The following is a 13,706-nucleotide window of genomic DNA, read 5'->3' on the forward strand; positions in this document are numbered from 1 at the left end:
GCGAGCCCGATGGTCATCGACGCCGTGTACCTGTTCGATGCCGCCGCAGTCGTGGGTGAGCTACGCGCGCGTGGGCGCAAGATCGGCGTGGCGTCCAGCGTGCGCGAGGAGTTGTGGGAGGCCGCGGAGATCTACCCGCGGCGCAACCCGTCCTTCGTGCTCACCGAGGAGCAGCGGGAGCTCCTGGCGTTGTTCGGGAGCTAGGGCCTGTATCGAAGTCCGTGTTCGCGATAGCCGGGCCTGAGGCGGCCCCTGGGGGCACGGCCGGAACCACCTCAGGCGCGACTCTCATCGAACGAGACCTCGATACAGGCCCTAGTCGTCGGCCTGCAGGCTGTGGCCGTCCCACGTGAAGCGGACCGTGGTGACCGCGTCGTCGCCGTCGGTGCCCGTGGTCAGCTGGTGGATCGCGATGCCGGTCAGCTCCTGGTAGTCGCACCACTCGTGGTCCGAGGTGAGGACCAGGTCCAGGTCGAAGTTGACCAGCAGTTCCAGCAGTTGGCCGCGGTTGGTGGCGTCGACGCCCACGAAGACCTCGTCCAGCAGGATCAGGCGTGGTGCGGTCGGGGTGGCGTGGTAGTGAGCTGCTGCCGCTGCGAAGAGGGGGAGGTGCAGCACGATGGCCTTTTCGCCGCCGGACAGCGCGCCGTGGACGCGTTTGGTCACTGGCACCCAGCCCTCGCCGCGGTCGACCTTCACGACGAACTGGTGCCACGTCGTGTAGTCGAGCACTTGGGCCAGTTGTTGTTCCCAGCCCGTTGCGGTGTCGTGGGCGCGTGCTTCTTCTACGCGCTCGCGGAAGAACTGGTGCAGCATGGCGCGTTCTGAGGCGTCCAGGTTCGTGCGCAGCAGTAGGTCGCGGGCTTCTCTTGTGCCCGGTGGTAGTTGGGGGTCTACCTGCCAGTCGAGCTGCACGCGGATGCCCGAGGCGGTTTGGACGCGCTCCAGGTGCTGGTTCATGGTGTCGACGAGCTCGGCGGCGCCCTGGATCCGTTGGGCCAGGTGCCTTCGGGTGTCGCCGGTAAGGGTCTGGTCGAAGAGGTCGCGTTCGGCGTCGGTGATGTGTGTGCGCACGCGGTCGCGTTCGACTTGCAGGGCTTCAAGTAGGGCGTGTGCGCCCATGCGCGCGCCGTCCAGGGATGCGGTCAGCACCGTCACGTCGTCGTCGGGGTCCAGTGACAGGTCGATCCGGCCTGCCAGCTGGTGCTGGGCCTCGTGCACTGCCAGGCCCAGGCGGGACTCGGCGTCGCGGATCAGGCGCGGGTCCACGGGGCCGTCCGGGACCTCGCCGGCGTCCACGGGCAGGTGGGCGGACGTGAGGTGGCGGTAGCGGGCGTCGGCCAGTTCGTAGGCGATGGTGGCCTCTGCGGCGCGTGCCGTGTCGTTCTTGCGCTTCTCCTCCAACGTGCCGAGGGTGCGCGCTAGGCCGGTTTGCTTGTCTTGCAGCAGTTCCCGTTGCTCGGCCAGGGCCAGTGCCTTGGTGCGCAACGTGATGAGCTGCTGGTCGAGAGCGTGGAACTCGGAGCCCGCGGAGCGTTCGACGGTGTCCAGCGTGATGGCCAGGTCGGCGGCTTCTTGCTGACGGGCGGCCGTGGTTTCCTCGGCTTCGTCGGCCAGAGAGCTGCTCACGGACGCACGGCTGCCCGCCTCGACGGACAACGCTTCCGCGGCCAACGCGTCGTGGCGGTCGTCCAGCCAACGATGGGCCACGGCGCGGAACGCCACCACGGCGTCCATGTCGGGCACGTCCGTGACGTTGTGGACGGAGAACGCCGCCTCGGCTTCCGCCACGCGGCGAGCGGCGGCCGCCACGGCGTCTTTCCTCGCCGCGCACCGCAGCTGCGCCTTCGTGCGCTGCTCCTCGGCGACCTCGATCGGCTCCGTCGACGGTTGCCGCGCCAGCTCGCCCGCCAGGGTCGCGCGGCGCACGGCGATCTGGGACAGCGCCGCGTCCACACCGGACAGGTCGGTGGCCAGCTGTTCGATCAGGCCGGTGAGCTCGGCGATCCGGCCCGCGCGGGCGCGTTGGCGCGCGACCTCGCCGATGTAGGTGGGCGCCTCCTTGAGCCAGCGGCCGTGGACGTTGCCCACGCGCCACGTTCCGTCCGTGCCGATGGCGGCGACGTGGCCGGTGGCCGTCTCCCCGAACGCGATGGTCTCGAGGAACTGGTAGCAGCGCTCGTCCTCGGTGACGAGCACGTCCAGCAGCGAGCGGCCGAGAGCGGGGCTCGCGAGCAGCGGTTCGGCGAAGCGGTCCTGGTCGGAGAGGCCGAACGAGTTGCCCGGCGTGATCCACGCGTCCAGCAGGCCCGAGGCTTCCAGGGCTGCCTCGACCGCGGCGCACACGGCCGGTGGCGTGCCTTGGCGGAAGTTGACCAGGCGCCACAGAGGGGCCCCCGTGGCGTATGCGCGGTAGTCGGCATCACGCGTGTACGGCGCGGGTGGCGGCACGTCGACCTGGTTGGCGAGCTTCTCGCGGATGGAGTTGTACTGCGAGAGCTGACCGTGCAACGACGTGCGCGTCTCGTGCAGCCGTGCCTCGATGGCGCTGAACTCCTCGCGGGCGAGGGCAGCGGCCTCCACGATCTCGCCGTGGTCGGACACCCTCAGCTCGGAGCAGCCGTGCGCCCACGTCTCGAAGTCCGCGCCGAACTTCGCAAACGCCTGCTCGAACGTGTACTGCGCTGCGATCTCGGCTTCCGCGGCGAGGTCGAGTTCCTCGCGGGTTTCCTCCAGCCGTCGGCGCGCGGCATCCCGTGCGTCGACAGCTCTCTCGTGCGCAGTCACGGCACTCATGAGAGAGCTGATCTCGGCGACACGAGAGTCCACAGCGGCCGTGAGCAGCTCACGGCTCGTACGCGCGTCCGCGGTCGCGTTGATCTCCTCGAAGACCGACGGCATGCCCGCGAGCTCGGCGGCCGCACGCGCTTCCGCAGCCGAACGCCGCAAGTCGTCCGCGCGGGCAGCAGCGTCGGCTTTCGCCTGCGACGCGTGTTCCTCGTCCGCAACGGCACGCGCGCGGAGTTTCGCGGCGTGCGAGGCGGCCTCCGAGGCGCGCGAAGTCGCCGCGAAGAGCTGCTGCCGCAACAGGTCGAGCTGCTTGCCCTCCTGGTACGCGGGCAGGTCGGAGATGCCGGAGATCTCCGCGTCGACCGCGCTCGCTTCCCGTCCGAGCGCCGCGAGCTGCTCGAAGGCCTCGTCCGTCAGGGTGACCTGGCGCTGGAAACGCCGCTCGCTCATCCGTGCGGCACGCGTCGTGTCTTCGAGGTGCTCAGAAGAAGTCGACAACGCAAAGGCCGCCGCACCCAGCACACGTTGCGCATAGGTGCGTTGGACGTCCGCGAGCTTCGCGGCGGTGACGATCTCCTCGTCGAGCCGCCGCAGCTCCTCGCGCTGGCGGTCGAGCCGCTCGAACCCCTCGGCGATCTCCGTCAGGTCGGACTGGTCCAACGGCGGCAAAGCCTTGGACAGCAACGACGACAGCACGCTCGGGTCGAGCCGCTCGGACAGCTTCGGCGTGCGCAGCTGCAGCAGCGCCGTGATCAACGAGTCGTACCGCTGCTCGGTCACACCGGGGAACAACGTCGTGCGCACCGTGTACCGGTAGTCGGCCGGTGAGGCGTGCACGACGCCGTGGTCGCCCATCGCCGCGACGAGATCCGCCTTGGTCAACGGCCGCCCGGCCTCGTTCACCAGGTTCAGATCGCCGATCCGCAACGACGTCGTGAAGTACGTGGCCATGACGTTGGACGTGTTGGTGGTGGCCTGGAGCCGCGCACCGCACGTGAACCACTCGTCGCCCTGCTGGAACTCCAGCCACACGTACCCCACGCGCGTGCTGCCCTGGTTGCCCTCGCCCATGAGGTTCCAGTGCATCGTGCGGTCCGCGCTGCCGAACGTCGACAGCCGGTGCGGGCGCAGGTTCGCGTCGAACAGGTACGGCAGCAGCAGTTCGAGGGCCTTCGACTTGCCCGTGCCGTTGGGACCCCTGAGCAGCAGTCTGCCCTGGTAGAACGAGAAGATCTCGTCGTAGTAGCGCCAGACGTTGATGATCCCGGCGCGGCTGGGTTGCCACCGGTCAGCCATGTTGCTCCTCGACCGCGTACCTGGCTGCCGCGGGCAGCCTGCGAACGGTGCCGTTGTCCGTGCGCGCGAGGCCGAACGCCTCGAGCAGCGCGAGCCCGTCCGCCGCCAGCCTGCCCGCACCGCCGTCCGACTGGTAGGCCTTCGCCCAGTTGCGGAACTTGGCGAGCAGCTCCCGTGCTTCTTCGACCAGGTCCTCGAACCGTGCGGGACCTGGTGCCAACCGGTCGAGCAACAACAACGCCGCGACCTTCGCGCTGCTGTCGTCGTCCGGAAATCTCATGTCCGTGGCGATCGCGTCGGCGTCGACCACGAGAAAACCCTCGGCGCGTTCCTCCAGCGTGCACCCGGCGAGCCCGACGCCCGTCTGGACGACCTTGCGGCCGGCCGGGGACGCGAGGAACGCGAGCTGGCCGGCGGTCAGCTCCTCCTTGTACACCACGGGATCGTCGATCAGCCGGCGCATCACGGAGTGCCGTTGCCACAGGCTGCGGTGCGCGCTCTCGTACCGCGACTCGTGGGTGAGGTCCGCGATGCCGTCCACCGCGGACGGCGGGTTCGGCGCGGCGAGCAGGCGGGTGATGAGCATCGGATCCGCGCGCACCTGCACCTCGTCGCTTTCGAGGGCGCCGTGCTCCTCGAGAAACGTCAGCACGTCGGCCAGCGCGGTCCTGTCGCTGCGCCGGTCCAGGTCGAACGACGGCAACCCCTCGGCCGCGGCCGCTTGCCTCGTGCGTGTCGTCAGGGCGTCCACCGTCGTCGTCGGAGTGGTCAGCAGTTCCGCACACACCAGACACAGCAACATGTACCGCCGCCGGTCGAACAGGGGACGCGTGCGGTCGGGCCGTTGCGTCGTCTTGAACAAACGCGCGTATCCGGCCCGTGGCTCGACGAGCACACGCCAGCCGCAGTAGTAGTCGAACCACTTCACAATCGGCTCGCGGCGCCTTCTGACGAGGTCGAAGCCGTCGTGGTCGTACACGGCCGTGAGCAGCGGACGGGCGAGCAGCAGTCGTACGCCACGCGCCACCTCCTCGCTCTCCAGCCGTGCCAGCTGGTTCCCGGTCCTGCTCATCGGCTCTGCACGTCGATCACGTAGTCGGGCCCGCTCAGCGTGCCCTTCTGGGTGGTGATCGTCGCCCACCCGCGGGCGTTGCGCAGGTTGATCTGCATCCTGCCGTCCGTGGTGCCGGCCGTGCGCGTGCCGGTGCTGTCCGGGTCGCTGCCGAGGGCCCTGCCGACGAGGTCGATCAGGCGGTGGAACGTGTCGTGGTCGAGGCTGGTGAGCGTGGAGATCCGGACCGCGCCGTCGGTCTGGATCTGCGACCAGGCGTGTTCGAGCTCGCGGCGTTCCCTCTCCGCCTGCTCGCGCCGGTTGCGGCGGACCTCCTCGACGTCGCGGACCTTGCCGGTGCTGCCGATGTGCTCCTGCTTGCCGGTCGCGCGCAGCTGCGGCGACACCGGCACCGGCGGCGTGTTGTGCCACGGCTCGCCGCTCGGCAGCAGCTCACCGTCGGCGTGCGCGAGGTGGGCGTGCCGCGCGGGCCACAGCCCGAACGCGGCGTTGAACAGCTCGTGCGCCTCGTCCTCGGTCTCGGTCCTCGCGAACCACCGGGCGAGCGCCCGGAAGTCGGCCGCGGTGTTGGTCGGCTTCTTGCGCTGCTCGCTGATGCGGTCGAGGACCCTCAACAGCTGCACGATCGCCTTGCGCGCCACGTCCTGCAGCTCGTCGGCCCTGGTGAACCACGCCTGGAGGTCCTTCCAGTGCGCGGCCCGCTGCTGCAGCCACAGCTCGTCGCCCTGGTGGAGGTCGGCGCCGTTGCGCGCGCGTTCGCGGGTCTTGACGGCGTCGATGGCGCCGATCCCGTCGCGGATCTGCTGCTTGCGCGCGTCCAGCTCACCGATGAAGTCGCGCAGGTAGGTGATCGTGGTGCGCTTGACCTCCTGGAACGTGGCGAGGTCTGCCTGCTCGTCCTTGAGGATCCGCTGAAGGTCCGCGTTGAACCGCGTGGTGCCGGTCCGGAGGGCGTCGAAGTGCCCTTCGAGCTCCATCAACGCCGTGAACACGCGGCGGTCGTCCTGCGTGGTCCGGAGCTCGTCGAGGCGGTCCGCGATCGCGTCGAGGACGGCGGTCTGCAGGGAGCCGCTGCTCGTGAGGGTCTTCAGGGCGTGCTGCACGCCCGCGAACGCCGCCTCGCCGAGCTTCGTCAGGCCGTAGCGGTGCTGCGTGCTGTCGATCAAGCCCCACTGACGGAGTGCGGTCAGCGAGGTGGTCAGCTCGTCGTCGGTCACCTGCTCGGACCAGCCGGCTTCCCGGAGCCGTTGCTGCACGTCGTCGAGGGTGAGGGCCGTCTCCAGGCGCGCGTTCGCCACGCCGAACGCGCGCAGCACTGCTGTGTGCAGCTCCGCGTGGTCGGTCGTGGTGAAGCGGAACAGGTCCGCGGGCACCGGTGGGAACGTCGTCACCTGTGTCACCGTAGCTGGTGTCCATACGTCGTCCGGGTGGCACTTGCCGGCGGCCATCAGGACGACCAGATCGTGTCGCGCTTCCATCCGGTCGTTCGGGCAACGCGCTCACCTCGGGTGTGGAATCCTTTGGGCCGTACGGACGAGCGCTGGGGTGGAGTGCAGGGTGAAGACGCCCGAAGAGTGGATGCGGGACTTCGAGGCGAAGATCGCCGATGCGCAGGCGAAGGCCGCCGCGGTCCAGGAGGGGCTGGCGCGGGCGGGCGGTTCGGCCTCCTCGAACGACGGGGCGATCACGGTGACCGTCGCGCCCAACGGCGCGCTGACCGGTCTCGAGCTGACGGCGGACGCCATGCGGAAGTCGCACGGCCAGCTCTCCGGCGAGATCCTCGAGATCGCGCGCAAGGCGCAGCGCGGTGCGGCGGTGAAGGTCGCCGAGACGTTCGGCGCGGTCGAGGGTGAGGGCTCCGAGACCTATCGCATGATCACCGAGTACCTGCCGCCGCCCGAGGAGGAAGAGCAGCCGAAGGCGCCGGGCTACGCGTTCAACGAGGAGTACGAGGAGCGCGCCGCGACCTCCGCGCCGCCGCCCGCCCGTCGTCCCGCGCCGCGTCCGAACACCGATGAGGACGAGGACTTCGGCGACGGCTCGATCTTCAAGAAGTACTGACCGTCTGGGGGAACGATGACGGAGGAGAACAGCACGACCACGTGGTCGACCGGCGCCGGTGTCGTGGACAGCGTCGCGGGCTTCGTCGACTCGCTGACGTCGGAGTCCGAGGGTGAAGGACCGGACGTCATCGACGTCGCGCTCGGCGGTGCCGGTGTGGTGGTGGACCTGGTCGGCACCATGGCGAACCCGCTGGGCATGCTCGCGTCCGCCGGTGTCGGCTGGCTGCTGGAGCACGTCGACTTCCTGCGCGAGCCGCTGGACGCGTTGCTGGGCGATCCGGACGAGATCAACGCGAACACCGACCAGCTCAAGCAGGCCGCGCTGGAGATGAAGACGATCGCCCTGGAGCACCGCGAGGACCTGCGCGGCGTGTCGGACTGGGAGGGCGCGTCGGGAGACGCGTTCAGGCGCGAGATGGAGCAGATGGCCGCCGAGTACGAGGCGCTCGGCAAGACGATGGACGGCACTGCGGCGATCTACGCGTTGTCCGGCGCGTTGGTCTGCGAGCTGCGGTCGCTGGTGTTCGGCTGGATCTCGGACCTGATCGGTGAGCTGATCGCGAGCGCGCTGATCGCCGCCGCGTCCGCCGTGGTCACGCTGGGCGGCTCCGTCGCCGCGTTCGCCGGGTACGCGGGCACGCGCGCCGCCATGATGGCGACCAAGATCGCGGGCAGGCTGTCGAAGCTGGCGTCCGCGATGGCGCGCTTCGGCGGCCGCATGGCCAAGCTGGCCCAGAAGATGGAGGGCCTGGTCAAGGGGCTGGAGCGGTTCGCGGAGTACGGCGGGTACGCGAAGTCCGCCTACGACGCGGTGAAGCCCTACGACATGCCGCCTGCCACCGTCTGATGACCGGTCGGACTCGGGGGTCCTCCTCTCATCACGGCGGTAGCTCGCACACCACCACCGGCCACTCCACGTCGCCGTCGCCTTCGCCCGGTGGTGTCGGTGGCCGTGGCACCCGCATGGACCCGGATGCCGTCGAGTCGCTCGGCGGCAGGATCACCAACCGTGGCGACCAGGTCCGCTCCAGCGTCGCGAGCAGGCTGAACATCAACGCCACCGCGGGCAGCGCCGGCGTGTTCGGCCAGGTGGCGATGCAGCACGCCGACAAGGCGATCCAGACCGCACGCGGTGGCGCCGAGAAGGCGGCCGCGGCGGCAGATCACGCGGGGACCAAGACCAGGGAAACCGCTCACACCGCGCGCAACACCGACCAGTCGGTCGCGTCGTCGATGAACCGCATCCAGCCGAAGGCGCCTGTCCAGACCCTGGGCAACTCCTCGAGCAGCACGCCGTCGACCTCGTCGACCGGACGCCCTTCGGCTCCGCCCACGCTGCCCGGTGCGCCGTCCGGGCCGCCGCGGCCGGCCGTTCCCGCCGCGTCCGGTGGGCCGGTCTCCCGCACGCCGGACCTGGCGCGGGGCGGCACTTCTCCGGCGGGCGGGCCTCCTGACGCCGGTCGGGCGCCGACGGGTCCGGCACCGGCGGGCGGACCTCCGGGTGGAAGGTCGCAGACGGGTATCGCCTCGAACGGGGGACCCGGTGGCCAGGGCAGGCCTCCCGCGGGGATGCCCCCGGCAGGCGGTCCCGTCCCGGGCGGTGGCCGACCGCAGGGTGGTGCCACCGCGCCCGGCGGCACCGGTGGACCTCCGGCAGGCAGGCCACCCGCTTCCGGTGGACCTGCGGCCGGCGGGCCGCGGCCGGCTGGTGCGCCGATGACGTCTTCCAGCGCGGGCGGGCCGGTGCCGGGTGGTGCCTCATCTGGTCCGCGCACGGCGGGACCAGGGCCGGCGGGATCCTTCGGACCGCAGGGCGGGCACCCCGCACCGCAGAACGCGCCGATGCGTCCCGGTGGTCCTGGCAACGGCGGACCGGCACGTCCTCCCGGCGGACAGCACGGAGGACCTGGCACCGGCGGTCCCGGCGTGCCACCGCGTGGCAGCACGCCGTTCGGCAACGGGCCGGGTGCCACAGGAACCCAGGGTGCCGGTGCGCCGCAGCGAGGTCCGGGCATGGTGCCACGGGGACCGTCGCCCGACGGCGGTGCGCCGCACAGGACGCAGGGCTTCGGCCCGACGGGCACGCCTCCCGGTGGACCGGTGCCGGGTGGGGCTCCTCGCGGGCCGGTCGGGCCGCAGGCCGCTCACCCGCAGGCCGCTCACCCGCAGGCCGCTCACCCGCAGGCCGCTCACCCGCGGGCCGCGCCGCCGCGCGGGTGGGCCCCGCAGCACGGCGCCCCGCAGCACGGCGCGCCGCAACATGCGCCCGGACCGCATCAGCGGGGTCCTGGCCAGCGGGGTCCGATGCCGGGCGAGGCACCTGGTGGTGTTCCCCGCAGACCTGGGAACGGGATGCCTCCCGCCCCTCACGACCGGGGCACCCCGCCGCAGAACCGGCAGCCCGGCCAGACGCCTGTCCGTCCGCACGGCACGCCTGATCGCGGCGTGCCCATGCACCGGCCTGCCGACCACCTGGCGGACCGGACGCCCGGCCGTCCCGGCGAGAGGCCGGCGCAGGACAGGCCGGTGCAGGAGCGGCCGGACCAGAACACCCACAACCCGGACCCGCAGGAGCACACGCCCGACGGCCGGCCTCCCGTGGCGATCCAGCAGGTCGACCTGTCCCACTACGACCAGGGGCAGATCGTCCGCCGGCACGTGGACGACTTCCTGTCGGACGACAACGTGCTCTTCCGGGGTACCGGGCAGGATCCCGACCAGGTCAGGCAAGCGGGCGGGTTCACCCCGCCGCGGCCGCACGACCCGCCGGACATCCTCCGGCACATCCACGGGCGCACCAACAGGTTCGTCAGCACCACGAGCGACCTCGACGTGGCCATGACGTTCACCGGCGGCAAGCCGACGGACACCAGCACTCCGCCCGCGGCCAGGCCGAAGGACGAGAGCAAGGGCTCCTACGTCTACCGGGTCAAGGCGCCCGGCGGCATCCTCTCCGAGCACACCCAGAACCGGATGGGCGACCAGGGGGTCCGGCACAGGGAGAGCGAGACGCTGCACGCCGGGGGCATCGACTGGCGGTACGTCGAAGGCTGGCACAAGGTCGTCGTCGAGCCGAACGGCGACAAGAAGCTGGGCGAGTTCGTGCCGAACCCGGACTTCGTCGGCGGGCCGCGGGAGACGGCGCCGAAGGTCCCGGACGAGTTCCAGCACAAGCCGCCGCACGAACCGCCGATCGACATGCGGCCCTCATGGGTGCGCGACGCGGAGACCGCGGAAGCGGCGGCGCCGCACGAGCCCAAGCCCGTCGAACAGCCGAGAAAGCCCGAACAGCCCCTGCCTACCTCCGCGCAGATCGCGTCGCGGCTGGCGGGCGAGCCCTACGAGCCGCCGGTGCCGAAGGCGTTGCACGCGGGCCACGGCGACGAGGCGAGCCAGCAGCGGGTGGTGCAGGAGCGGTTCCCCGGCATCGAGCAGGTCAACGCGCACAACCTGTACAAGGACGGCCACGGCACCAACTGCGTCGAGGCGATGATCGCCGACGAACGGCGTTACCACGGTGAGCAGGTCGAGGCGCGGCCGACGAAACCGGAGGACGTGCCGGAGCAGGGCAGGCTGAGCCGGGTCCGGGAGGCCCTGGGCGGCGAGTGGACCAGTCACCAGGACTTCGACGGCGTCACGAAGGCGATGGCGGGCACACCGGAGAACTCGCGGGGCGCCGTCGCTTACAGGTACACCGACGAGGACGGCCGCACGCAGGGTCACGTCGTGCGAGTCGTCAACACGCCGGACGGGGTCGCGTACGCCGATCCGCAGACCGGCAGGCTCGCGGAGCTGCCGGACAACGCGACCGACGTGCGTCTCCTCTCGGAGGACTACACGGACGACACGGTGCACACGCACGTCGAGGACGATGGCGGTTACGGTGCGACGCCGGAGGAACAGCGCGACGAGGCGGTCGACCAGGTCGCCGACGCCCTCGGCGTCACGGACCCGGAGCAGCGGCAGGCGCTCGCGGACACCTATGACGTGGCACGGGAGTACACGGCGCCGATCATCGTGGACGTCGCCGCGCGCATCCACGACGACCTCGAGGCGATCACGGACGGCGATCCGGACCACCGGGTGGTGTTCCTCGGCAGGGACGGGCACAGTCTCGCGCTCGCGAGCAGGGAGCTCGACCCGGTGTTCTTCGACCGGCACGCCAGTGAGGTCGTGCTGTCGCGGGCGGTCGTGGAGGCGGCGCTGCGGGACGTCGAGCGCAACGACCCGGGTCGCGACTTCAGCGCCATCGACGAGTTCCGGTTGCACAAGAAGGTCGCGGAGTCCGACGTGCCGGGCGCGTACGACCGGCTGTCCGACTACCTCGACGCGGCGGGCGTGCCGATCCACTCCGGCGGCGGCATCAGCCTCGTCGACACCAGCTACAAGGGCACCGTGCAGGAGATGCTGACGGCGGCGTACCCGGACCCGGAGTTCCAGGGGCACTACGCCTTCCACGGCCAGTCGCCCGGCGACCCGCACCCGGACGCGAAGAAGGGGTACCTGGTCGACCTCGAACCGGAGGACGGTGGCGGCAAACCACTGCGGGAGCTGTCCGACGACCCGGGCCGCACGTTCGCGCACCAGGACGCGATCGGTGTCATCGAGGAGACGTTGCACGGCACCATGTCCAGTCCGCGCAGGATCGACGACGACGGACCGGTGCAGCAGCCGCAGCGGTTCGAGGACGACCTCACCAGGGGCATCAACCCGATGAAGATCGCCGAGCCGTTCTCCGATCCCGCGGTGCGCGAGGGGGCCAAGGCGATGAGCCTGCGCGCGGTCGTGGACGTCGCACGGGAGATGGCCGAGCTCAGGGCCGACGGCGGCGCGTGGCGGGACGAACTGGCCGCGCGGGCCGAACACGGCCGTGACCAGGTGCGGTCGTGGGTGGCCGAGGATTCGGGCACCGACCCGAGGTTCCGGGAGGTGATGGACTCGTTGGTGCGCCGCGGTGACAAGGGCGCGGTCGCCGCCGTCGAGGACGCTGTGCGCGACCTCCCGCCCGACGAGCAACGCCGGGTGTGGACGGAGTTCGCCGCGTTGCCGGGCATTCAGGAACGCGACGAGTACGCGCGCCGCCTGCGGGAGGGGAAGTCATGAGTGAGGAGCTGAACCGGGAGCGTGCGGAGCTGGCCGGCCTGGCGCAGCGGTTCGGGCTGCCGCAGACGGTGTCGGGGGAGGCTTTTCCGCCGTCGCAGGAGGGCGCGCCCCTGATCATCGACACGGACGCGGGTGGCGACCCGGACGACGCCATCGCGCTCGTCATCGCCGCCGCCGAACCGTCACTCGCCCTGGTGTCCACTGTGGACGAACTCGGCGGGCGCAGGGCCCGGTTCGTCCGGCACCTGCTGGACCTGCTCGGCCGCGAGGACGTGCCGGTGGTGGCCGGTGCCGACCTCGGCGACACCAGGATGGACTGCATCGCCGGGCTGGTACCGGATTCCGTGGCACCACAGGCAACCGACGTCGCCACAGCGGTGGACGACGTCGTGGCCAAGGCGAGCGGCCCGGTGCGGTGGGCGGGCCTGGGTCCCGCGACGAACCTCGCGGCGCTCCTCACCGAGAACCCGGCTCTGGCGGAACGGCTGGTCGTCACGCAGATGGGCGGCGCGCTGAACTACCGCGACCCGGAGCGCGCCGAACACAACTTCCGGCTCGACCCGGCGGCGGCGAACACCCTGATCACCAGGGGGAAGCTGCCCAAGCTGGTGCTGTCGGACACCACCTTCACGCCGGCGATCGAGATCACCAAGGACTCCGCGGACTGGCGCAAGCTCTCCGCACCGGAAGCGCCCGCGTGGGCCAGGCTCGTCGCCTCGCACATGGCGCAGTGGTTCGACCGCTTCCACCCCGGCACGATCCAGCACGACGCGCTCGCGCTGGCCGCCGCGCTGCAACTGCCGTTCGTCGCGTTGCGCCGGGAACGCGTGGTGCTCGACGACATCGGCCGGATGACCACCGCGCCGGACGGGAACCTCGTCCGGCTCAGCGTCAAGGCCGACTACCCGGCGTTCAGGGCCTGGCTCGGCCGGAGGCTGGACGCCGCACTCGAAGGGACCCGATGAACCGCGAGGAAGTGATCCGGAAGGCCTGGGACTGGATCGTGCGCACGCACGGTTCCGCCTCCGAGGGCCTGCGGATCCTCACCGACGACGTGGTGCTGGTCCGCGGCCAGTGGCACGTGCCCTACGACGCGATCGACGACGTCCTCGTCCCGCTGCCCGCGGTCGAGGTGCCGGACGACGGGGGCGAGCCGCGCGCGTACGTTGCCGCCGGTCCGCCATCGCCGTGGAAGCGGGGAGTGCCGCGCGGGAACCCCGGCCCCGGCCTCTCGATCGTCAACCCCGAGTGGGACCTGGAAGCCTTCGCGCACCTGGGCGTGCCGCGCTGCGCGATCCTCGGCTGGCTGCGCGCGGAGGGGTCCGACGAGTTCCGCCCCAACGCCGAGCACACCCCGGGTCCCGGCGGCCGCGGGTGGCCGC

At 71.2% G+C, this 13,706-nt stretch carries 10 protein-coding genes and 1 pseudogene; 6 read left to right on the forward strand and 5 right to left on the reverse strand.

Translation table 11 applies throughout. The annotated features are described in order from the left end of the window. Window positions 1-204, forward strand: a 204-nt coding sequence (locus VM306_RS27350; RefSeq protein WP_325520148.1) for a hypothetical protein, incomplete at its 5' end; no start/stop codon positions are given. Window positions 205-315: 111 nt separating this feature from the next. Here VM306_RS27350 and VM306_RS27355 read toward each other — a convergent pair. Genes VM306_RS27355 through VM306_RS27365 form a run of 3 tightly spaced genes read right to left on the reverse strand, consistent with a single transcriptional unit; the run spans window position 316 to window position 6,549 of the window. Then, window positions 316-4,086, reverse strand: a complete 3,771-nt coding sequence (locus VM306_RS27355) for a TIGR02680 family protein (RefSeq protein ID WP_325520150.1) — start codon at window positions 4,084-4,086, stop codon at window positions 316-318. Beyond that, window positions 4,079-5,158 (reverse strand): TIGR02678 family protein, encoded by a 1,080-nt coding sequence (locus VM306_RS27360; protein ID WP_325520152.1) that lies wholly within the window; start codon window positions 5,156-5,158, stop codon window positions 4,079-4,081. The genes VM306_RS27355 and VM306_RS27360 overlap by 8 nt, the downstream gene beginning before the upstream one ends. Further along, entirely contained in the window at window positions 5,155-6,549 is a 1,395-nt protein-coding gene (locus tag VM306_RS27365; protein ID WP_325520154.1) for a TIGR02677 family protein, read from the reverse strand. The genes VM306_RS27360 and VM306_RS27365 overlap by 4 nt, the downstream gene beginning before the upstream one ends. 166 nt (window positions 6,550-6,715) lie before the next feature. Between VM306_RS27365 and VM306_RS27370 the strand changes: the two genes are divergently transcribed. Both VM306_RS27370 and VM306_RS27375 read left to right on the forward strand, forming a co-directional pair. Then, window positions 6,716-7,219, forward strand: a complete 504-nt coding sequence (locus VM306_RS27370) for a YbaB/EbfC family nucleoid-associated protein (RefSeq protein WP_325520156.1) — start codon at window positions 6,716-6,718, stop codon at window positions 7,217-7,219. 15 nt (window positions 7,220-7,234) lie between these two features. Then, window positions 7,235-8,068 carry a hypothetical protein gene (locus tag VM306_RS27375; RefSeq protein WP_325520158.1) on the forward strand — a complete coding sequence of 278 codons (834 nt, stop codon included), beginning with the start codon at window positions 7,235-7,237 and terminating at the stop codon, window positions 8,066-8,068. Between the two features lie 31 nt (window positions 8,069-8,099). Here the strand turns inward: VM306_RS27375 and VM306_RS27380 are convergent, their stop codons facing one another. Next, window positions 8,100-8,333 (reverse strand): hypothetical protein, encoded by a 234-nt coding sequence (locus tag VM306_RS27380; RefSeq protein WP_325520160.1) that lies wholly within the window; start codon window positions 8,331-8,333, stop codon window positions 8,100-8,102. Window positions 8,334-8,414: 81 nt separating this feature from the next. Further along, complete coding sequence (locus tag VM306_RS27385; protein ID WP_325520162.1) at window positions 8,415-8,627, reverse strand: hypothetical protein; 213 nt, start codon at window positions 8,625-8,627, stop codon at window positions 8,415-8,417. Between the two features lie 946 nt (window positions 8,628-9,573). Between VM306_RS27385 and VM306_RS27390 the strand changes: the two genes are divergently transcribed. The 3 genes and pseudogenes from VM306_RS27390 to VM306_RS27400 all read left to right on the forward strand — a co-directional run. Beyond that, window positions 9,574-12,324, forward strand: coding sequence for a toxin glutamine deamidase domain-containing protein (locus VM306_RS27390; RefSeq protein ID WP_325520164.1), 2,751 nt, complete (start codon window positions 9,574-9,576; stop codon window positions 12,322-12,324). Beyond that, window positions 12,321-13,289 (forward strand): nucleoside hydrolase, encoded by a 969-nt coding sequence (locus VM306_RS27395; protein WP_325520166.1) that lies wholly within the window; start codon window positions 12,321-12,323, stop codon window positions 13,287-13,289. The genes VM306_RS27390 and VM306_RS27395 overlap by 4 nt, the downstream gene beginning before the upstream one ends. Continuing rightward, window positions 13,286-13,706: pseudogene (locus tag VM306_RS27400) on the forward strand (hypothetical protein); the annotation flags it as partial. The gene VM306_RS27395 and the pseudogene VM306_RS27400, both read left to right, overlap by 4 nt.

The organism is Lentzea sp. (genome assembly GCF_035525475.1).
In the GTDB taxonomy this organism is placed as follows: domain Bacteria; phylum Actinomycetota; class Actinomycetes; order Mycobacteriales; family Pseudonocardiaceae; genus Lentzea.